The following is a 19,925-nucleotide window of genomic DNA, read 5'->3' as shown; positions in this document are numbered from 1 at the left end:
CAACTTTATTTGCTCTAGTCAGCGCAGTCCAGCCGGCTTACTCCACCGTCACCGACTTGGCCAGATTGCGTGGCTTGTCCACATCCGTGCCGCGCGCCAGCGCCGTGTGGTAGGCCAGCAATTGCAGCGCCACCACGTGCAGGATCGGCGACAGGTCGCCGTAGTGCTCGGGCAGGCGGATGACGTGCAGGCCTTCGCCGGAACTGATGCGCGAGTCCACGTCGGCAAACACATACAATTGGCCGCCGCGCGCGCGCACTTCCTGCATGTTCGATTTCAGCTTTTCGATCAGGGCGTCGTTCGGCGCGATGGTGACGACCGGCATTTCATTCGTCACCAGGGCCAGCGGGCCATGTTTCAGTTCGCCGGCCGGATACGCTTCGGCGTGGATGTACGAGATTTCCTTCAGTTTTAACGCGCCTTCCAGGGCGATCGGGTAGTGCATGCCACGGCCGAGGAAAAGGGCGTTTTCCTTGCGCGCGAATTCTTCCGACCAGGCGATGATCTGCGGTTCCAGCGCCAGCACGGAAGCGATGGCGACGGGCAGGTGGCGCATGGCTTTCAGGTGCGCCGCTTCCTGTTCTTCGGAGAGGCGGCCGTTCACTTGCGCCAGGCACAGGGTCAGCAGGAACAGGCCCGCCAACTGCGTCGTGAAAGCCTTGGTGGACGCCACGCCCACTTCCACGCCGGCGCGCGTGATATAGGCCAAGGCGCATTCGCGCACCATGGCGCTGGTGGCCACGTTGCAGATGGTTAAGGTGTGCTGCATGCCCAGGCTGCGCGCGTGTTTCAGGGCGGCCAGGGTGTCGGCCGTCTCGCCGCTTTGCGAAATGGTGACGACCAGGGTGTTCGGGTGCGGCACGCTGTCGCGGTAGCGGTATTCGCTGGCCACTTCCACGCTGACGGGCACCTTGGCGATCGATTCGATCCAGTATTTGGCCGTCATGCCCGCATACGAGCTGGTGCCGCAGGCGAGAATCAGGACGCGGTCGATCTGCTTGAAGATTTTATAAGCGCCGTCGCCAAACAGTTCCGGCATGATGCTGGTGACGCCTTCGAGGGTGTCGCCGATGGCGCGCGGCTGCTCGAAGATTTCCTTCTGCATGTAATGGCGGTACGGGCCAAGCTCGGCCGCGCCCGTGTGCGCATGCACGGTTTTCACTTCGCGTTCGACGGGCTTGCCGTCGACATCAACGATCCAGCAGCGCGACAGTTGCAGGTCGACCACGTCGCCTTCTTCCAGGTAGATGATCTGGTCGGTCGTGCCTGCCAGCGCCATGGCGTCGGAGGCAACGAAGTTTTCACCATTGCCCAGGCCGACGATCAGGGGCGAACCCTGGCGCGCGGCAACCACGCGGTGCGGTTCGTCGCGGCAGAACACGGCAATCGCATACGCGCCATCGAGGCGTTTGACGGCCTGCTGCACGGTCTCGAACAGGTCGCCGTTGTACATGTGTTCGACCAGGTGGGCGATCACTTCCGTATCCGTCTGGCTCTGGAAAACGTAGCCGAGGGCCGTCAGTTCGGCGCGCAGCTCGTCGTGGTTTTCAATGATGCCGTTATGCACCAGCGCCACGCGGGCATTCTCTTCCGTTGGGGAAAAGTGCGGGTGCGCATTGAAATTGACAGGCGCGCCATGCGTGGCCCAGCGCGTGTGGGCGATGCCCGTAAAACCGCTCAAGCCTTCTTCGGCGATCTGCTTTTCCAGTTCGGCCACGCGCGAGGTGGAACGCGAACGCTGCAAGCGGCCATCGGCGTGCAGGGCGATGCCGCAGGAATCGTAGCCGCGGTATTCCAGGCGCTTCAAGCCTTCGACCAGGATGGGAGTGATATTACGCTGCGCTACCGCGCCGACGATGCCGCACATGGAAACCTCTGTCTAAAATTTAATCAATGCACGCATGCTAATGCAGAGTGATTGAAATATGCTTTCTAAATCGGTGCATTTTTGACTGAATATTTCACCGCTATTTCATAGTGAAATATTATTTCATTTAGAATGGATTTATTTCCTAATTCATCACCATCATGAGCGAACACAACATTACCCTCGACGAGATCGATCGTCGCATCCTGAATGCTTTGCAAATTGATGCATCGCAAACCAACAGCGAGCTGGCCAAGGCGGTGCACGTCTCTGCGCCCACCTGTTTGCGGCGGGTCAAGCAGTTGAGGGAAAGCGGCGTGATCGAACGCCAAGTGGCCATCGTCGCGCCGCAGCTGGTGGGCGCGCGCCTGACGGCCATCGTGGAGATCACGCTCGACGTGCAGGCGGCCGAGCGCATGGCGGCATTCGAGCAGCTGGTGGCCGACGAGGCGGCCGTGCTGCAGTGCTACCGCGTCTCGCCGGGGCCTGACTTCGTGCTGATGGTGCAGGTGGCCGACATGCCAGCCTATCACGCGCTGGCGCACCGCGTCTTTACCGCGCATGCGAATGTACGCAACGTGAAAAGCTATTTTTCCACCTTCCGCAGCAAATTCGAAACGCGTATCGCCGTCTGAGTTCCTACGGCCAAGTTACCCACCGCTTGCCCACCGCTTATACGGCACTTTCCCACTGGCTATACGCAGCTTCTGCACAGGCTTATGCACAGGACAGGTACCTGCGGCAGGCAGTGCCTGTCAGGGATCTTCGCCAGACAAGGCCAGACGCCGCACCCTGCGCGCGCCGGCAATATCCCCATGCCATCCGATTATCGGGTCTTGCACCGTATCCAGAGAAAAATAGATGGGCTTGTGCACCACTTCCACACAGCTTGCCAACAGTTTATATGGCACTTATCGACAGGCTTATCCACAGATACCCGCCTCGACCCGCTTGCAACAGCGAAACCAGGCCCGTGAGCGCCGCACAATGCAGGCGGCGTGGCCCGTGCAGCGATGATGGACGCACACCAGGCAAGCGAACTCCACGAAAACAAATGGATGATCACGACAGCGCATCAAACAGCGAAGTTTTCCACCAGCTATCCACCACCTATCCCGGGCATTTCCACAGACTTACCCACATACACGGTCAACGTCATCCGCGTGCGGAAGGAGTTATCCCCACTTGTCCCCGCGCTATGCAGCGCTTATCCGCAGTCTTACGCACAGACTTGTCCACATTCCGGGAATAAACACATGGCTGGCAGCGAGGCCCTGGCAGGAAACGTGAAAAGAGCGGGGACAGGCGCAGGCCAGGCCATCAAGTGAGAACTTGCACATAGCTTATGCGCAGCTTGCCCACATGCTTATCCAGCACTTGTCGACGGGCTTACCCACATAGTTATCCACAGAAAGAAAAAGGCAGGCCGATGGCCTGCCTGTGTGCAAGGACTGCAGTGACGGTTTACTTCTTGATCTTCACGGGACGCGCCCAGCCGTCGATGGTCAATTGGCGGGCGCGCGAGACGGTCAGCTTGCCGGCCGGCGCATCTTTCGACAGGGTCGTGCCGGCGCCCAGGGTGGCACCCTTGCCGACGGTGACGGGCGCGATCAGCTGGCTGTCGCTGCCGATGAAAGCATCGTCTTCAATCACCGTGCGGAACTTGTTCACGCCATCGTAGTTGCAGGTAATGGTGCCAGCGCCGATGTTGACCCGTGAGCCGATGGTGGCGTCGCCGATGTAGGCCAGGTGGTTGGCCTTGCTGTGCGCGGCGACCTGGCTGTTTTTCACTTCGACGAAATTACCGATATGCACATCTTCGGCCAGGGCCGTACCCGGGCGCAGGCGCGCGTACGGGCCGATCAGTGAGCCAGCGCCGACGACGGCATCTTCGATATGGCAGAAGGGCTTGATGTACGCGCCGGCCGCCACGGTGGCGTTGATGATGACGTTGTTGGGTCCCACGCGCACGCCGTCGCCCAATTCCACCCGGCCTTCAAACACGCAGCCGACGTCGATGCTGACGTCGCGGCCGCAAATGAGTTCGCCGCGCACGTCGATGCGCGCCGGGTCGAGCAGGGTCACGCCCCGTTCCAGCAGCGCTTGCGCGATATTGTTCTGGTGAATGCGTTCCAGCTGCGCCAGTTGCACCTTGCTGTTGACGCCCGCCACTTCCCACACGGCGGCAGGATGCGCGGAGGTCACGACGACGCCATCGGCAACGGCCTGGGCAACGATATCGGTCAGATAGTATTCCCCTTGCGCATTGTTGTTCGACAGGGCCGCCAGCCATTTTTTCAGGGCAACGGTGGGCGCGACCATGATGCCGCTGTTGATCTCCCTGATGGCGCGCTCGTCCGGCGTGGCATCCTTTTCCTCGACGATGCGCACGATGGCGCCGTGTTCGCGCACGATGCGGCCCAGGCCGAAAGGATCGTCCTGTTCCACGGTCAGGATGGCCAGCTTGTCCTTGCCGGCGGCCTGCACCAGTTGCTGCAGGGAAGCGGCACTGGTCAGCGGCACGTCGCCATACAGCACCAGGGTGGGCACCGTGTCGTCGAGCAGGGACACGGCTTGCTGCACCGCGTGGCCCGTACCGAGCTGCTGCGCCTGTTCTGCGGCCTGTATCTGCACGGCATGGCTGGCGTTGTAGCCATCGAGCAACTTCAGCACCGCTGCGCCCCCATGCCCGTAAATCACGCATAATCGGGACGGCGCCAGGCTACGCGCTGTATCGATCACATGCGACAGCAGCGGCTTGCCAGCCAGCGGGTGCAGTACTTTTGGCAGTGCCGACTGCATGCGTTTCCCCATACCGGCGGCGAGAATGACAACGTTCATAGACCGTAATTTTTTTAAGTTAAGAATATGAAAAAGTTTAACACGCAGCCCCCATTCTCCAGCCGCTTTCGTTACGCCGTGCTGGCCATGCTGTTCATCATCGTCGCCGGCTGCAGCGGCTTGCGCCTCGCGTATAACAATGGCGACACCGTGCTGTACTGGTGGCTCAACGCCTACGTCGACCTGGACCGCGACCAGAAGGGCTGGGTGCGCGAGGATATCGACAAGCTGTTCGACTGGCACCGCAAGACGCAATTGAAGGATTACGTGGAAATCCTGCGCACAGGCCAGAAACAGCTGCAGGGCAACGTCACGCAGGCGGACCTGATGGCGGACTACAGCGAGATCAAGCACCGCACCCAGGCGCTGCTGTTGAAGGCGGCGCCCGAGCTGGCCGACCTGGCCCGTTCGCTCAAGCCCGAGCAGATCGCGCAGATGGAAAAGAAGTTCAAATCAAATAATGACGATTACCGCAAGAAATACCTGAGCGGCGACCAGGACAAGCGCCAGCAGTTGCGCTACAAGAAAGCCATGGAGCAATTCGAGCTGTGGTTCGGCAGTTTCAGCCGCGAGCAGGAAGCGCAGATTCGCAAGGCATCGGACGCGCGCCCGCTGAACAATGAGATCTGGCTCGACGAACGCATGCGGCGCCAGCAGAATGTGCTCAACCTGGTAAAAAAGGTGCAGCAGGAAAAGCTCGGCAAGGACGCCACCGTGGCCCTCATCAACACCCTGGTCAAGGACAGTTTCGAACGCCTCGAGCACTCCGAGCGCAAGGCCTTTTTTGATGCCTACGAAAGCAGCACGGCGCAGATGGTCCTGACGGTGATCAAGATCGCCACGCCGGCGCAAAAAGAGCATGCGATCAAGCGCATGCAGGGCTGGATCGACGATTTCAATTCCCTCGCCAGCCAGCCCAAATAAGGCCAACTGGACGCCAGCGCCAGCCGGGGGGCGGGCGCTGGGCCAGGGGGCCATATGCTATAGTGGCCGCCATTGAATTGAAGAAATCCCCATGCAAAAGAAGATTAAAAAACCCGCCAAAGTTCCCGTCCACCACGCGCCGCCACCGAACCAGGTGCGCATCATCGGCGGCCAGTGGAAGCGTTCCGTGCTGCCTGTGTTGCAGGCACTGGGCTTGCGCCCGACACCGGACCGCGTGCGCGAAACCGTGTTCAACTGGATCAACCACTTGCGCGACGGCGACTGGTCCAGTGCCCAGGTGCTGGATCTGTTCGCCGGCAGCGGCGCACTGGGCTTTGAAGCGGCCAGCCGCGGCGCCGCGTCCGTCACCATGGTCGACACGCATACGCCCGTGATCCGCCAGCTGGAAGAGAACAAGACGAAATTGCGCGCCGAGAACGTGCAGCTGCTGCGCGGCGACGCCCTGCTGACGGCGCAAGGCCTGGCGGCACGGGGCCAGCGCTTCGACCTGATCTTCCTCGATCCGCCCTACCAGCAGGATTTCCTGGCGAAAGCCTTGCCGCTGTGCGCCAACCTGCTCAAGGAAGGCGGCATGGTCTACGCGGAATCGGGCTTGCCGCTGGTCTTCGACGAGAATAGCGCCCTGGAGAAGCCGGAATGGATGGCGCCGTGGGAAGTCATCCGCGCCGACAAGGCGGGCACCGTCTACTATCATTTGCTAACTTACAACAAAGTACCGGCAACTGCCTGAATCTGCCTGTTAATTGAGCAGAAACAGCCCCCAGCCCGAGGCCCTGCACCAAAGTAGACACCATTTTCAGGCATAATGCGCGTCTATATTGGTGCATCGTTAGGGAGCCGCAATGGTTGTAGCCGTTTATCCAGGAACATTCGATCCGCTCACGCGTGGTCATGAAGATTTGGTGCGCCGCGCATCGGGTCTGTTTGACAAGCTGATCGTCGGTGTGGCCGACAGCAAGAACAAGCAACCGTTTTTCTCGCTCGACGAACGCCTGGAAATCGCCAACGAAGTGCTGGGGCATTACCCGAATGTGCAAGTGGAAAGCTTTTCCGGCCTGCTCAAGGATTTCGTGCGCAAGCATGAAGCGCGGGTCATCGTGCGCGGCTTGCGCGCCGTCTCCGACTTCGAATACGAATTCCAGATGGCGGGCATGAACCGCTACCTGCTGCCCGATGTCGAAACCATGTTCCTGACGCCATCCGACCAGTACCAGTTCATTTCCGGCACCATCGTGCGCGAAATCGCGGCGCTGGGCGGCGACGTCTCGAAGTTTGTCTTCCCCTCGGTGAACCGCTGGCTGCAAAACAAGATTGCCGCCAACGCGGCCTCATCGCAATAAGTAAGAGTGAAATCATGGCATTACTGATCACCGACGAATGCATCAATTGCGACATTTGCGAGCCCGAGTGCCCGAATGACGCGATCTACATGGGCGCGGAAATCTACGAAATCGATCCCAACAAGTGTACCGAATGCGTGGGCCACTTTGACGAGCCGCAATGCCAGCAAGTGTGCCCCGTCAGCTGCATCCCGTTCAATCCCGCCTGGCGCGAAAGCCCGGAGCAATTGATGGCCAAGTACGAGCGCCTGCAGGCAGAGCTGCCTGCCGCCAAGCCTTAACCTTTCCTCCACGCCACTGTCCGTGGCGCCAGCTTCTGCCAACTGTTCTACACTGTGTGCTGGCTGTTCCGCAGCACCTGGTTATCCACGGAGGTAGAAGATGCAAATAAGCACATCCCGTCTGGCCCGCTGCCTGGCCGCCGCCAGCCTGTGCGGCGCCCTGGCGCAGCCGGCCCTGGCCGTCGACGTGGGCGGCGTCAAGCTCGACGATACGGTGCAGCTGGCCAGCCGCGAGTTGAAACTCAATGGCGCCGGCGTGCGCTACAAGGTCATTTTCAAGGTCTACACGATCGCCCTGTACCTGCCGGAAAAGAAAACCCAGCTGGCCGACATCCTGGCGCTGCCGGGTCCGCGGCGCCTGGAAATCGTCATGTTGCGCGATATCACCTCCGACGAGCTGGGCAAGGCCTTCATGCAGGGCTTGAACCGCAGTTCCGACCAGGCCGACCGTACCCGTTTGCTGAGCCAGACGATGCAGTTCGGCGCCATGTTCGAAATGGTCCCGGGCTTGAAAAAGGGCGACATCCTGACGGTGGACTGGCTGCCGGAAGAGGGCACATTGTGCAGGCTGAACGGCAAGCAGGTGGGCGACAAGGTACCCGAGCTGGCCTTCTACAATGCGCTGCTGAAAATTTGGATCGGCGCCCATCCGGCCGACACCCAGTTGCGCGCCCACTTGCTGGGCGACACGGCATAGCCAACAACGCGGACGAAAAAAAAGCCGGTTCGCACCGGCTTGTCATGCTGCAATAGCGAACTTAGGCGCGGCTCGACAGGGCGCGCAGTTCAGCCGCATTGCTTGGCGATACGCCATCCATCTTGCCCAAGGTACGCTTGAGCGACTGCGCTTCGCGCATCTGCTGGCGCGCCAGGCGCTGCTCGCGGCTCAGCTTTGGACGCACCACCAGCACCATGGCGCGGGCAATGCCTACCAGCAAAGGCTTGAACAGCAGGGCAAAAGCGCCCGCAGCCACGATCACCAGTACGATTTGCAGGGCGTTGAGCAGGGAAATCTCCAGCACGGGTGCGGATACTGCGTACAGGGCGGAGGCGAAGGTAGACATACTGTTCCAGTGCATTATAGAATTTGACGGTACTATAGTGCAGTGCAACATATAAATCTAATTCCATTTCTTGATACCAATTATATGAATCATGAATGGAAAGATGTAATATTTTTTAACGAGTGAAAATATTCGTGCCCGGCGCGGTTTACACTCATGACACATTACTTTGAATTCAACTTTTATCTGGGCTTTCCATGAGTTTTCTGACGCTGGATCTGAACTTGCTGCGGGTTTTCGACGCCGTCATGACGGAACAAAACCTGACGCGCGCAGCCGGCCACCTGGCGATGACGCAGCCGGCGGTATCGAACGCCATCAAGCGCTTGCGCGAAAGCCTCGGTGACGAGTTGCTGATCCGCACCGCGTATGGCGTGAAACCCACGCCGCGCGCCGAAGCCCTGTGGCCTTCCGTGCGTTCGGCCCTGGCCAGCCTGGAAGCGGCCGTCACGCCGGAAACCTTTGACGTGTCGAAAACCCACGCCACCTTCCGCATGGCCATGGCCGACGCCACGGCAGCGTTCTGGCTGCCTTCCCTGATGCGCTCGATCGAACGCGAAGCGCCCGGCGTCAACGTGCGCATGATGCCGCTGACCACGCGCGAACCGCGCCCGATGCTGCTGCGCGGCGACATCGACCTGGCCGTCGGCTTCTTTCCCGGCGTGGCGGCGCAATTGTCGAGCGAGACGGGTTCGCCCATCCGCCATGAACGCCTGTATTCCGGCAAGTATGTGTGCGTGATGCGGCGCGGCCATCCGCTGGCCGACAAGGAATTGACCTTGGATAACTACTGCGCGGCGAACCATTTGCTGGTGAGCTTTTCCGGCCGCGCGCATGGCTTGATCGACGAGGCGCTGTCGCAGATCCACCGCGAGCGGCGCATCCTGTTGACGGTGAACCAGTTCTTCACGGCCGGCAGAGTCGTCGCCAATTCCGACCTGATCACCGTCCTGCCGCGCCATCTGATCGCCTCGACGGGCATGACGGAATCGCTGCTGTACAAGGATTTGCCATTGACCTTGCCTGCCGTCCACCTGGACATGCTGTGGCACGAGCGCGACGCGCGCAGCCCCGCCCACAAATGGCTGCGCAATCACCTGGAAAGCATGAACACGCCCACCCTGCGCACCGCCACGGCGGCCGGCGGCGGCGTGGCACCGAAGCCCCATATAGAGTGACAAAATTAGCGGCACGAACGTCTGAGAAAATCGTGGCGAGCGGAAGTAAGGCTCGGCGCCCCCGTTGGCCCGAGAAGCGGAACTGTGCTCTGGCACAGTGAGCATCGCAGGCCGCAAATTACGACGCGCAGTAGATTTAATCAGATGTTCATCATGCGTGGCTGCTGGAACGATATCCCACCCTGAAGCCGCCCCAGTGCTTGCCATCGACGTGGATGGGAACGGATAAATCGTGCATGACTTCGCCCGTGTCGCGTTTATACGTCTGCAGCAGGAACGGTTTGGTGTTGCTGCCGCAGCGCGCGCCCGTGCGGTCGCTGAAGATGCGCTTGGTCCGGTTGTTGACGATATCGGTGGCGTAGTCGCCCGTCAGCGGCTGGGAAAATTTCTTGTTATGCGTTGGAAAGTATCCATTGTTGTCGACGGCGCCCGCATACGCCAGGTGGGGCAGGGCGGCCAGCACGCCTTCCTGCAAGTCCGGCAGCACCTTGTCTGTAAACGCGTCGAACTTGGTGTTGTGCTTGGGCGGATTGGTGTTCGGGATGGGCCGGTAATGGCGGTCGAACAGGGCTTCGCGCGTGATGCGGCCCGAAGCGATCGCCTGCTCGAACAGCTTGCCCACGTCGCGCGCGGCGCGCTGGGCGGCCGCGCGGATTTCATCGTGCGGCGTGGCCACGCTCGATTCACCGAGGGCGCCGGCGATCACTTCGGCCCGCTCGGCCAGGGCCATGGCCGATTGCGTGGCACGCGGCAATTCGGCGTTGGTCGACAGCATGCTGTCACGGATTTGCAAGATGGCGTCGGCAATGACCTGCGTCGTGTCGACGTGTTCGCGCGAAGCACGGGCGATCTGCCCGATCTCGTCTTCCGACACGCCCGATGATTCCTCGATATGGCTCAAGGACGCGTGCACGCTTTCCACATTGCGCGCCGCTTCCGTCACGCCGGCAGCCAGCGAGCTCATGCCGAGCGCGGCTTTTTCCGACTGCTCATTGATTTCGCGCACCATCACGCTGATCTCATCGGAGGCTTCCTTGGTGCGCTGCGCCAGCTGCCGCACTTCCCCGGCCACCACGGCGAAGCCACGGCCATGTTCGCCGGCGCGCGCCGCCTCGATGGCGGCGTTCAGCGCCAGCAGATTGGTGCGCGCGGAAATATCGGAAATGGCTTCCGTAAAGCCCGTGATGCGCCTGGATTTTTCCTGCAGGCTCAGCATGGCGCTGGAAGCGCCCTGCGCTTCCTCGCGGGCGCTATTGATGCGCCGCAAGCCCTGGTCCACTTCGGCGCGCGCCGCCACGCTTTCCACGCGCACGCCGGCAGCCACCTTGGCGGCCCGTTCCGCATTGGCGGCGATCTTTTCCGTCATCACCGCGTTCTGTTCCGAACTGTCGGCGATGTCGCTGGCCGTCTGCACGTCGAGTTCCACCTTCTGTTTGACGGAGTCGACGAAATACGAGGTTTCCGCCGCGCCGATCATGATGGCGTCGATGGCCGTGCCCACCGTATCGGCGAACTGGTGCAAGCCCGGCTCGCCGCGCGGACGGCTGGCAAACGCCAGCAGCGCGGCGCCGATGGCGGCGGCCACGCAGGCAATCAGATAGGGATGGTCGCCGCCCGACAGCAGCAGCAGATAGGCCAGGCAACAGGCCACGGCCATGGCCAGGATCGTGAATACAAAGAAACGCACCAGCTGATGCTGCAACTGCTTCATTTGTCCCCCGCTGCGCGAAACCGTCACGCCCCCATCGGGGACGTGGTGTAACCGTATGCGGGGAGGCACGATTGCCCGCCTTGCACCCTGAACTGGCGTCTGTGCGTCGTTTCAGGCGGCTACCGGATAGCAGAATTGTAGTTCTACCCTACAACATTTGTTCCGATAGCTCAATCACAAAAGAGGCGACACTACTCCCCGGTCACTTAATCGGCAATTTGGTCGTGTTTTTGACCTCTTCCATGACGGCATAAGTGTGGGTTTCCCGCACACCTTTTTGCAACAGGGTCTTGCCGAGGAATTCGCGGTAAGCGGCCATATCCTTGACGCGCGCCTTGACCAGATAATCGAAACCGCCGGCAACCATATGACATTCCAGTACCTCTGGAATGATTTGTACGCTATGCTTGAAGGCGTCGAACACTTCCGGTGTCGTGCGATCGAGCACCACTTCGATGAAGACCAGCAACGAGACGTCGAGCAACTGCGGGTTCAACTGGGCCGTGTAGCCCATGATGTAGCCCGATTCATGCAGCTTGCGCACGCGCTCCAGGCAAGCGGCAGGCGACAGGTTCACACGTGCGGCCAGCTCCACGTTGCTGATGCGTCCATCACTCTGCAATTCCATCAGGATTTTCTTACTGATCTTGTCCAGCATGCGAATCACCCCCATATAAATATTATTTGGTTAAATTGTCGCATCAAAAACTATCTATTGCTAGTGCTGTGTATTACCAGAATTAATCCATAAGAATCCCCTTTACAATCGAATCATCTTAACGTTCGACTTTCTGTATTTTTTTGCACCAAAAAAGGGCAAGAATTACCGCAAGTTTCGTCTTCTTTTTCCTTGTAAAGAGTTCCTATGCACCCTGCTGGCCCCTCGGCTTTTACCCCGATTCCCTTTGCCGCGCTCCAGGCGGAAATCCTGCCCGAAGCGACGCCACAACGCGCTGCCATCACGGCCGCCTATAGGCGCGACGAGGTTTCCGCCGTGCAGTGGTTGTTGCAGCAAGTGCGCGCCAGCAGCGATGAAACAACGGCCGAAGGCCAGGCCCTGGCGCACCGTCTGGTCTCCGCCGTGCGCCAAAAACGCACACGCGCCTCCGGTGTCGATGCACTGATGCATGAGTTCTCGCTGTCCTCGGAAGAGGGTGTTGCATTGATGTGTTTGGCCGAAGCGCTGTTGCGTATACCCGACAGTCAAACGGCCGATCGCCTCATCGCCGACAAAATCAGCAAGGGCGACTGGCGCAAGCACCTGGGCGAATCGCCCTCGCTGTTCGTCAACGCGGCCACCTGGGGCTTGCTGATTACGGGCAAATTGGTCAGTACCAGCAGCGAATCAGGCCTGGGCTCGGCCATGACCAAACTCATCGCCAAGGGCGGCGAACCGCTGATACGCAAGGGCGTCGATCTGGCCATGCGCATGCTGGGCAACCAGTTTGTCACGGGCCAAACCATCGAGGAAGCGCTGAAAAACAGCCGCGAGAACGAAACGCGCGGCTACCGCTACTCGTACGACATGCTGGGCGAAGCGGCGCTGACGGAAAAAGACGCGGCCAACTACTATGCCTCGTATGAAACGGCGATCCACGCCATCGGCAAGGCCTCGAATGGCCGCGGCATCAAGAACGGCCCCGGCATTTCCGTGAAACTGTCGGCCCTGCACGCGCGCTACAGCCGCGCCCAGCGTGCCCGCGTCATGGACGAATTGTTGCCTCGCGTCAAAGCGCTGCTATTGCTGGCGAAGCAGTACAACATCGGCTTCAATATCGATGCGGAAGAAACCGACCGCCTGGAACTGTCGCTCGACCTGATGGAAGCGCTGGCCTTCGATCCTGACCTGGCCGGCTTTGAAGGCATTGGCTACGTGGTGCAGGCGTATCAAAAACGCTGCCCGTATGCCATCGATTACCTTATCGACCTGGCGCGCCGCAGCAACCGCAAGTTCATGGTGCGCCTGGTGAAAGGCGCGTATTGGGATGCGGAAATCAAACGCGCGCAAGTCGACGGCCAGGAAGGCTATCCCGTCTACACGCGCAAGGTCTACACGGACGTGTCCTACCTGGTGTGCGCGCAAAAACTGCTGGCCGCCAGCAAGGATATCTACCCGCAATTTGCCACGCACAATGCGCAAACGCTGTCGACCATTTACACCTGGGCCAAGCGCGACGGCATTACCGACTACGAATTCCAGTGCCTGCACGGCATGGGCGAGACCCTGTACGACCAGGTCGTCGGCCCGGCCAACCTGGACAAGCCATGCCGCATCTACGCCCCTGTCGGCTCGCATGAAACCCTGCTGGCCTACCTGGTGCGCCGCCTGCTGGAAAACGGCGCCAACTCTTCGTTCGTCAACCAGATCGTCGACGAAAGCGTGGCCATCGATAGCCTGATCCGCGATCCGCTGGAACTGGCGCGCCTGCAGGGCGGCTTGCCGCACCCGTCGATTCCGCTGCCGCTGGACATGTTTGGCAACGAACGCAAGAACTCGTCCGGCCTGGACCTGTCGAATGAAGACACCCTGCGCACCCTGGCCGCCGGCCTGGCACAGCAGCATCAATGGCAGGCGACGCCGCTGATCGATGGTGCCGTCAGCCTGAACGCGCCCACGCAGGTCATCCATAACCCGGCGCAACACGACGATATCGTCGGCAAGGTTGCCGAAGCTGGCCCAGCGGATGTGGAAACGGCGCTGGCCAGCGCCAGCGCCTACGCCATGGACTGGCAGACCACGGAGCCGTCGATCCGCGCGCAAGCCTTGCTGCGCGCGGCCGACCTGTTCGAGGAACACCATATCGAGCTGATGGCCCTGGCCGTGCGCGAAGCGGGCAAGTCCCTGCCGAACGCGATCGCCGAGATCCGCGAAGCCGTCGATTTCCTGCGCTACTACGCGGCGCAGGTGGAGCATGCGCCCAACACCCTGGCGCTCGGTCCCGTTACCTGCATCAGCCCGTGGAATTTCCCGTTGGCTATCTTTACGGGCCAGCTGGCCGCCGCCCTGGCCGCCGGCAACGTGGTGCTGGCCAAGCCGGCGGAGCAAACGCCGCTGATCGCCTGGCGCGCCGTGCAATTGCTGCATGCGGCTGGCGTGCCGCGCGGCGCGCTGCAATTTTTGCCTGGCAGCGGTGAAGTGGTTGGCGCCGGCCTGTGCAACGACACGCGCGTAAAAGGCGTGATTTTCACAGGGTCGACGGAAGTGGCGCAGCTGATCAACCGCAACCTGGCCGCGCGTGCCGTGGCGGAAAGCATCGACATTCCCCTGATCGCCGAGACGGGCGGGCAGAATGCCCTGATCGTCGATTCGTCCGCCTTGCCGGAACAGGTGGTGCAGGACGTGATGTCGTCCGCCTTCGACAGCGCCGGCCAGCGCTGCTCGGCCTTGCGCGTGCTGTTCCTGCAGGCGGAAATCGCCGATAAAACCATCCACATGCTGAAAGGCGCCATGCAGGAATTGCGTGTTGGCAATCCTGACCGCCTGGCAACGGATATCGGCCCCGTCATCGATGCGGAAGCGCAAGGCAATCTGCTGGCGCACATCAACAAGATGAAGACCGTGGCCCTCGACCATTATTCGCTCGACCTGCCCACCGTGAAAGGCACGTTTGTCGCCCCGACCGTGCTGGAAATCAAGTCGCTGTCGCAATTGACGCACGAAGTGTTCGGCCCCGTGCTGCACGTGATCCGCTACAAGCGCGCCGAATTGCCGCAACTGGTGCAATCGATCAATGACAGCGGTTACGGTTTGACCCTGGGCATCCATACGCGCATCGATGAAACCATCGACTTCATCACCAAGCGCGCGCATGTGGGCAATATCTACGTGAACCGCAACATCGTCGGTGCCGTGGTGGGCGTGCAGCCGTTCGGCGGCGAAGGCAAATCGGGCACCGGTCCGAAAGCCGGTGGCCCGCTGTACCTGAAACGCCTGCAGCGCAATGCCCCGGCCGGCGCGCAGCACCAGCGCCAGGCGGCACCGGCGCTCGATGCGCTGACCGTGTGGGCGAAGATGCATGGCCACGACAAGGTCATGCATCTGGCGCAGGAATACACGCGTACGACCTTGCTGGGCAGCACCACCGTCTTGCCAGGCCCGACGGGCGAACGCAATACCCTGAGCTTTGCCGCGCGCGGCACGATTCTGTGTGCGGCAGCCACGACGGGCGTGCTGATGAACCAGCTGGCGGCCGTGCTGGCGACGGGCAACCAGGCGCTGGTGCTGGCGCAATCGCCGGCATTGATCCCGGGCGACTTGCCGGCGGCGTTGAAAGACCGCATCCAGGTCGTCACCAGCCTGGAGTCCGTCAAGCATGATTTCCAGATCGCCATGATCGAACCCGTGCTCGACAGCCAGCTCAAACCACTGCTGGCGGCCCGGGAAGGCGCCCTGGTGGGCACGATCGAGACGACGGAAGAGGGTGTCATCCCCCTGTGGCGCCTGGTCGCCGAGCGGGCGCTGTGCGTGAATACGACGGCGGCCGGCGGTAACGCCAGCCTGATGATGCTGAGTGTTTAAAGGACGCTGAGAAAAACTCCAGGCGTTGTTGCCTGGCCTGGCCGTACAGTCGTACTGCCTGCGGCAAGGCGCCTCACCCTGAACATTTTTCAGTTTCCCTTGTGTTGAAATAGAAAGGGCAGAACCAGTGGTTCTGCCCTTTTTTTATGCACGCCGAATAAAAATCAGCCAGCCAGGCGCTGGCACAGTTGCTGGATCACGGTAAACGCATACGGTGAGGCGACGCTCTGCACGAAACGCATGAAGTCGACTGCCGCCTCTTCGTTGGCGTTGTCGGAAATGGTGCGCATGACGGTAAACGGCACGCCCAGTTCAAAACATACTTGCGCCACGGCGGCCCCTTCCATTTCGACGGCCAGCAAATCGGGCAGATCCTGTTTCAATTGACGGATGTGCGCGGCATTGCTGATGAACTGGTCGCCGCTGGCAATCATGCCGCGATGTACTTTGGCGTGCTGCAGACCAAATTGCGCGATATCGGCCGCCTGCAGCACGCTGGAAGCGTCGTTACGCAGGAAATCTTCCGCAGCGCCGGCCAGTTGCGTGCTCAGCTCCAGGTCCGTGGCAAAGCGCTGCAGACCCGTCAGCGGCACTTCAAAGCGGGGAAACAGGGGACGCGCATCCATATCGTGCTGCAGCAGCGCTTCCGCGACCACGATATCGCCCACTTTCACGTGTTTATCCCCACTGCCGGCCACGCCGGTGAAGACGATGTGGGTAACTCCGTACTTTTCCACAAGGATAGAAGCTGTCATGGCAGCGGCAACCTTGCCCAGACGCGACAGGACGCACACAGCGTCGATATTCCAGAGTGTTCCCAGGGTGTAGTCGCGCATGACGTGCGAGTGCCTCTGGGGGCCTTGCATGGCTTCTACCAGCCCCTGCTGTTCTTCGTGCAAGGCACTGATGATGCCTAAACGCATTTTTTTGTGTGGATACATGCCGTTTTTACAGGTTTTACAGGTTGCAAGACTTAAAACACGTGCTTGACAGCCGTTCGGGCAACTTTTCCACCGTCCGCGTTTGTCTCTGTGTTTTAAATAAAGATGTATACATAAAAATAGTAATGATAGTAAACGCCCATTTTTTTGTGGATAAGTCGGTATACCGTATAAAAATCATCGACTTGGCGTCCAAAAAAGTAGGCGCACAAGCATTGTATCCACGCCGGACTTGTTTGGGATAAAAATCGGCTTGTGGACAAAGATCGACTTTTCCCACATCTCATCCTGTGGATATGCAGGCACTTATCCACAACGACAAGCAAAAATCGGGGTTTCTGTTGCAATCCAGGCCACTCGGCGCTTGCCGGGACGCGATACGCATGCCGGTGCAAAGAACGTCGGCAGTTCACTGGCGCGGTTCTTTCACCGACGCTGGCATCAAGGTAATTCCTGGAAGACGGTTTGGCAGTGCGTCGTGCTGTCGCCTTTGACTTTTTTTTTACCGTTCGATGCCTGTTTTTTGCAAGTATCCCCGGACTTCCGCTTTTTTTGTCGGTTTACAATAGATCTATATATAAAAATAGTAGTAATAGTAAACGCGTATTTTTCTGTGGATAAGTCGCTTTTTTTCAACAGGATCAACCGTTTACGTGAAAAATAAAGCGTGCATAATCGCTGTATCACACGAGGAGCGAAATTGTATAAAATGCGGGCCTGCGCATAACTTCGTGTTTACACACAAGTCATCCTGTGGATATCAAGTGAGTTATCCACAATCGTTTCAAAAACCCCCTCTTGACACCTATCTTGTTACCAGTCCTGTGCCTGGCAGGAACCGTTTGCGTCTGCTTGATTGCAAAACGGTTTTGCAGTGCTGTGCGCGTGACGTTGGCCGTGCCGGTTTTCGTGGCGCAGTTGCTGGCGCGATTTTTTTTTTTGCAACGCGCTGTTTTTTTGTGATGTTGACGTTGGTGCCGGTCATGGCGCGCAGCAGGACAAAACGCAGCGTTGTCGGGTTTACCTTAACAAGCTTGTATACAAGCATAGTAATAGTAGTTAACGCCGACAACTTCTGTGGATAACTACGGATTTATCCTTGTAAACAATCGCTTGGCGCGCGGATAAACGCTGAGTAAGCGTTGTATGCCCATAGGACCGTTTCTGGACAAAAAAAAGTACGGTAAAAAAATTTTCGTTTACGCACATTGTGTACCTGTGGATATCCATATGGTTATCCACAGCTGATGACCCTTGTCTGAAACGATTTTTTTCCCTGTCCGCAGCCTTGTTGTCGCGCCAAAACCATGGCAATGCGATTAATGTCGCCCTGGCACGGCACAGGTGGTACTCTGGCTTGCGGCTCGCAAGCGACTCACAGCGCACGGCCGTGCATGCATGAACGAATACAGACTCTGGTAACGGGACGCGGCGGGGAGACACGCCGCGCGACAGCTTGATGGCATACCTAAAGGAGCTTCATTGGAATCGGCAGGCGAATACGACTACATCATCGTGGGCGGCGGCACGGCAGGCTGCGTGCTGGCCAACCGGCTCACGCGCGACAAGGACGCCAGTGTGTTGCTGGTGGAAGCGGGCGGCAAGGACGACTATGTGTGGATCCACATCCCCGTCGGTTATCTGCATTGCATCGGCAATCCCCGCACGGACTGGCTGTATTCCACGCAGGCGGACGCGGGCCTGGGCGGACGCAGCCTGATCTATCCACGCGGAAAAGTGCTGGGCGGCAGTTCTTCCATCAATGGCATGATCTATATGCGCGGCCAGGCCGGCGATTACGACCATTGGGCCGACCTGACGGACGACGCTTCCTGGCGCTGGGACAAAATCTTGCCGCTATTTAAGCAAAGCGAGGATTATTACGGCGGCGCCTCGGAAAACCATGGCGTGGGCGGAGAATGGCGTGTGGAAAAACAGCGCCTGTCGTGGGATATCCTGAACGCCTTTCGCGATGCGGCGCAGCAAGTCGGCATTCCGAAAACCAGCGATTTCAATGGCGGCGACAATAGCGGCAGCGCGTACTTCGACGTCAACCAGCGCCGCGGCATCCGCTGGAATACCTCGAAAGCCTTCTTGAAACCGGCTGCGCGCCGCCCGAATCTGACCATCATGACCGGTTGCCACGTGGAACGGTTATTACTGGAAACGACAGAAGCGGGACCGCGCTGCGCAGGCATCGTGTTTACGGGCGGCGGCACGCAGTGGCAAGCGACGGCGAAACGCGAAACCATCCTGACGGCGGGCGCCATCGGTTCGCCGCAATTGCTGCAATTGTCCGGCATCGGCCCGGCCGCCTTGCTGCGTCAGCATGGCATCGAGCCCGTGCGCGATGCCCCTGGCGTGGGCGGCAATCTGCAAGACCATTTGCAGCTGCGCATGGTCTTTAAAGTGCAGGGCGTGAAAACCTTGAATGTGATGGCCAGCAATATGTTCGGCAAGATGCAGATCGGCTTGCAATATGCGCTGTTCCAGAGCGGGCCCATGTCGATGGCGCCATCGCAGCTGGGCGCGTTCGCGAAATCCGACCCGCAGCAAGCGACGCCGAATTTGCAATACCACGTGCAGCCCTTGTCGCTGGATAAGTTCGGCGAGCCATTGCATGCGTTTCCCGCGTTTACAGCCAGCGTCTGCAATCTGCGTCCCACCTCGCGCGGACGGGTCGATATCGCCTCGGCCGACAGCTATGCGGCGCCGAAGATCGTGCCCAATTACCTGAGTACCGACCAGGACCGCAAGGTGGCGACCGATGCCCTGCGCCTGACGCGCAGCATCGCCGCCGCGCCGGCACTGCAGAAATTTGCGCCTGAAGAATACAAGCCCGGCATCGCCTTCCAGAGCGAGGAAGAACTGGCCCAGGCGGCCAGCCAGATCGGCACCACCATTTTTCACCCGGTGGGCACCTGCCGCATGGGCCTGGCCAGCGATCCCTTGAGCGTCGTCGACAGCCAGCTGCGGGTGCTGGGCGTGGCCGGCTTGCGCGTGGTCGACGCTTCCATCATGCCGTACATTACTTCTGGTAATACCAACTCGCCGACCGTGATGATCGCGGAAAAGGCGGCGCAAATGATACACGCGGCCTGGAAATGACGGGCTAAAAGCGCCTGTTTGCGCCATTCGGGCTGGCCAGAAATGACCGTAGTTATACTGTATTGTGCGTTAAATTTAAGTTGTGTATTATAAAAATGACTAAGTAGTACAAAAAGTACAACTAGGAGAC

The 19,925-nt window shown here is 59.7% G+C and carries 15 protein-coding genes; 9 read left to right on the top strand and 6 right to left on the bottom strand.

Going from position 1 to position 19,925, the window contains the following annotated elements:
- Positions 1-37 precede the first annotated feature (37 nt).
- Positions 38-1,867, bottom strand: coding sequence for a glutamine--fructose-6-phosphate transaminase (isomerizing) (glmS, locus tag ACQ4WR_RS12980; RefSeq protein ID WP_436487671.1), 1,830 nt, complete (start codon positions 1,865-1,867; stop codon positions 38-40).
- Between the two features lie 161 nt (positions 1,868-2,028).
- On the opposite strand from glmS, the gene ACQ4WR_RS12975 reads away from it, so the two are divergent.
- Positions 2,029-2,502 carry an Lrp/AsnC family transcriptional regulator gene (locus ACQ4WR_RS12975; RefSeq protein WP_102293039.1) on the top strand — a complete coding sequence of 158 codons (474 nt, stop codon included), beginning with the start codon at positions 2,029-2,031 and terminating at the stop codon, positions 2,500-2,502.
- Between the two features lie 829 nt (positions 2,503-3,331).
- On the opposite strand, the gene glmU is transcribed toward ACQ4WR_RS12975, so the two are convergent.
- Positions 3,332-4,708 carry a bifunctional UDP-N-acetylglucosamine diphosphorylase/glucosamine-1-phosphate N-acetyltransferase GlmU gene (gene glmU / locus ACQ4WR_RS12970; RefSeq protein ID WP_436487669.1) on the bottom strand — a complete coding sequence of 459 codons (1,377 nt, stop codon included), beginning with the start codon at positions 4,706-4,708 and terminating at the stop codon, positions 3,332-3,334.
- Positions 4,709-4,735: 27 nt separating this feature from the next.
- On the opposite strand from glmU, the gene ACQ4WR_RS12965 reads away from it, so the two are divergent.
- The 5 genes from ACQ4WR_RS12965 to ACQ4WR_RS12945 all read left to right on the top strand — a co-directional run bounded on the left by ACQ4WR_RS12965 (position 4,736) and on the right by ACQ4WR_RS12945 (position 7,971).
- Positions 4,736-5,632: a DUF6279 family lipoprotein gene (locus ACQ4WR_RS12965; protein ID WP_436487667.1), complete on the top strand. Its 897-nt coding sequence runs from the start codon at positions 4,736-4,738 to the stop codon at positions 5,630-5,632.
- A gap of 91 nt (positions 5,633-5,723) precedes the next feature.
- A complete protein-coding gene (gene rsmD, locus ACQ4WR_RS12960) occupies positions 5,724-6,383 on the top strand; it encodes a 16S rRNA (guanine(966)-N(2))-methyltransferase RsmD (protein ID WP_436487665.1) in 660 nt (219 codons plus the stop codon).
- A 112-nt stretch (positions 6,384-6,495) separates the two neighbouring features.
- Positions 6,496-6,993: a pantetheine-phosphate adenylyltransferase gene (coaD, locus tag ACQ4WR_RS12955; RefSeq protein ID WP_034752633.1), complete on the top strand. Its 498-nt coding sequence runs from the start codon at positions 6,496-6,498 to the stop codon at positions 6,991-6,993.
- Between the two features lie 14 nt (positions 6,994-7,007).
- Positions 7,008-7,274: a YfhL family 4Fe-4S dicluster ferredoxin gene (locus ACQ4WR_RS12950; protein ID WP_070218911.1), complete on the top strand. Its 267-nt coding sequence runs from the start codon at positions 7,008-7,010 to the stop codon at positions 7,272-7,274.
- Positions 7,275-7,374: 100 nt separating this feature from the next.
- Positions 7,375-7,971, top strand: coding sequence for a chalcone isomerase family protein (locus tag ACQ4WR_RS12945; RefSeq protein ID WP_102293036.1), 597 nt, complete (start codon positions 7,375-7,377; stop codon positions 7,969-7,971).
- A 61-nt stretch (positions 7,972-8,032) separates the two neighbouring features.
- On the opposite strand, the gene ACQ4WR_RS12940 is transcribed toward ACQ4WR_RS12945, so the two are convergent.
- Entirely contained in the window at positions 8,033-8,338 is a 306-nt protein-coding gene (locus ACQ4WR_RS12940) for a hypothetical protein (RefSeq protein WP_102293035.1), read from the bottom strand.
- Between the two features lie 197 nt (positions 8,339-8,535).
- Here ACQ4WR_RS12940 and ACQ4WR_RS12935 point away from each other — a divergent pair, with 197 nt between their 5' ends.
- On the top strand, positions 8,536-9,516 hold the full coding sequence (locus tag ACQ4WR_RS12935) for a LysR family transcriptional regulator (protein ID WP_034752642.1): 981 nt from the start codon (positions 8,536-8,538) through the stop codon (positions 9,514-9,516).
- Between the two features lie 151 nt (positions 9,517-9,667).
- Here ACQ4WR_RS12935 and ACQ4WR_RS12930 read toward each other — a convergent pair whose 3' ends face one another.
- Positions 9,668-11,227, bottom strand: a complete 1,560-nt coding sequence (locus ACQ4WR_RS12930; protein ID WP_436487662.1) for a methyl-accepting chemotaxis protein — start codon at positions 11,225-11,227, stop codon at positions 9,668-9,670.
- 202 nt (positions 11,228-11,429) lie between these two features.
- Positions 11,430-11,885 (bottom strand): Lrp/AsnC ligand binding domain-containing protein, encoded by a 456-nt coding sequence (locus ACQ4WR_RS12925; protein ID WP_010393827.1) that lies wholly within the window; start codon positions 11,883-11,885, stop codon positions 11,430-11,432.
- A gap of 207 nt (positions 11,886-12,092) precedes the next feature.
- On the opposite strand from ACQ4WR_RS12925, the gene putA reads away from it, so the two are divergent.
- Positions 12,093-15,746 (top strand): trifunctional transcriptional regulator/proline dehydrogenase/L-glutamate gamma-semialdehyde dehydrogenase, encoded by a 3,654-nt coding sequence (gene putA / locus ACQ4WR_RS12920; RefSeq protein WP_436487660.1) that lies wholly within the window; start codon positions 12,093-12,095, stop codon positions 15,744-15,746.
- A gap of 164 nt (positions 15,747-15,910) precedes the next feature.
- On the opposite strand, the gene ACQ4WR_RS12915 is transcribed toward putA, so the two are convergent.
- Positions 15,911-16,669, bottom strand: a complete 759-nt coding sequence (locus ACQ4WR_RS12915; RefSeq protein WP_436487658.1) for a 5'-methylthioadenosine/adenosylhomocysteine nucleosidase — start codon at positions 16,667-16,669, stop codon at positions 15,911-15,913.
- A gap of 1,500 nt (positions 16,670-18,169) precedes the next feature.
- Between ACQ4WR_RS12915 and ACQ4WR_RS12910 the strand changes: the two genes are divergently transcribed.
- Entirely contained in the window at positions 18,170-19,795 is a 1,626-nt protein-coding gene (locus ACQ4WR_RS12910) for a GMC family oxidoreductase (RefSeq protein WP_436487656.1), read from the top strand.
- Positions 19,796-19,925 lie beyond the last annotated feature (130 nt).

It is taken from the genome of Janthinobacterium amylolyticum, assembly GCF_051380655.1.
Taxonomy (GTDB): Bacteria; Pseudomonadota; Gammaproteobacteria; order Burkholderiales; family Burkholderiaceae_D; genus Janthinobacterium.
Note: the sequence above shows the minus strand (reverse complement) of the source record. Positions and strands in the feature narration are given on the sequence as shown.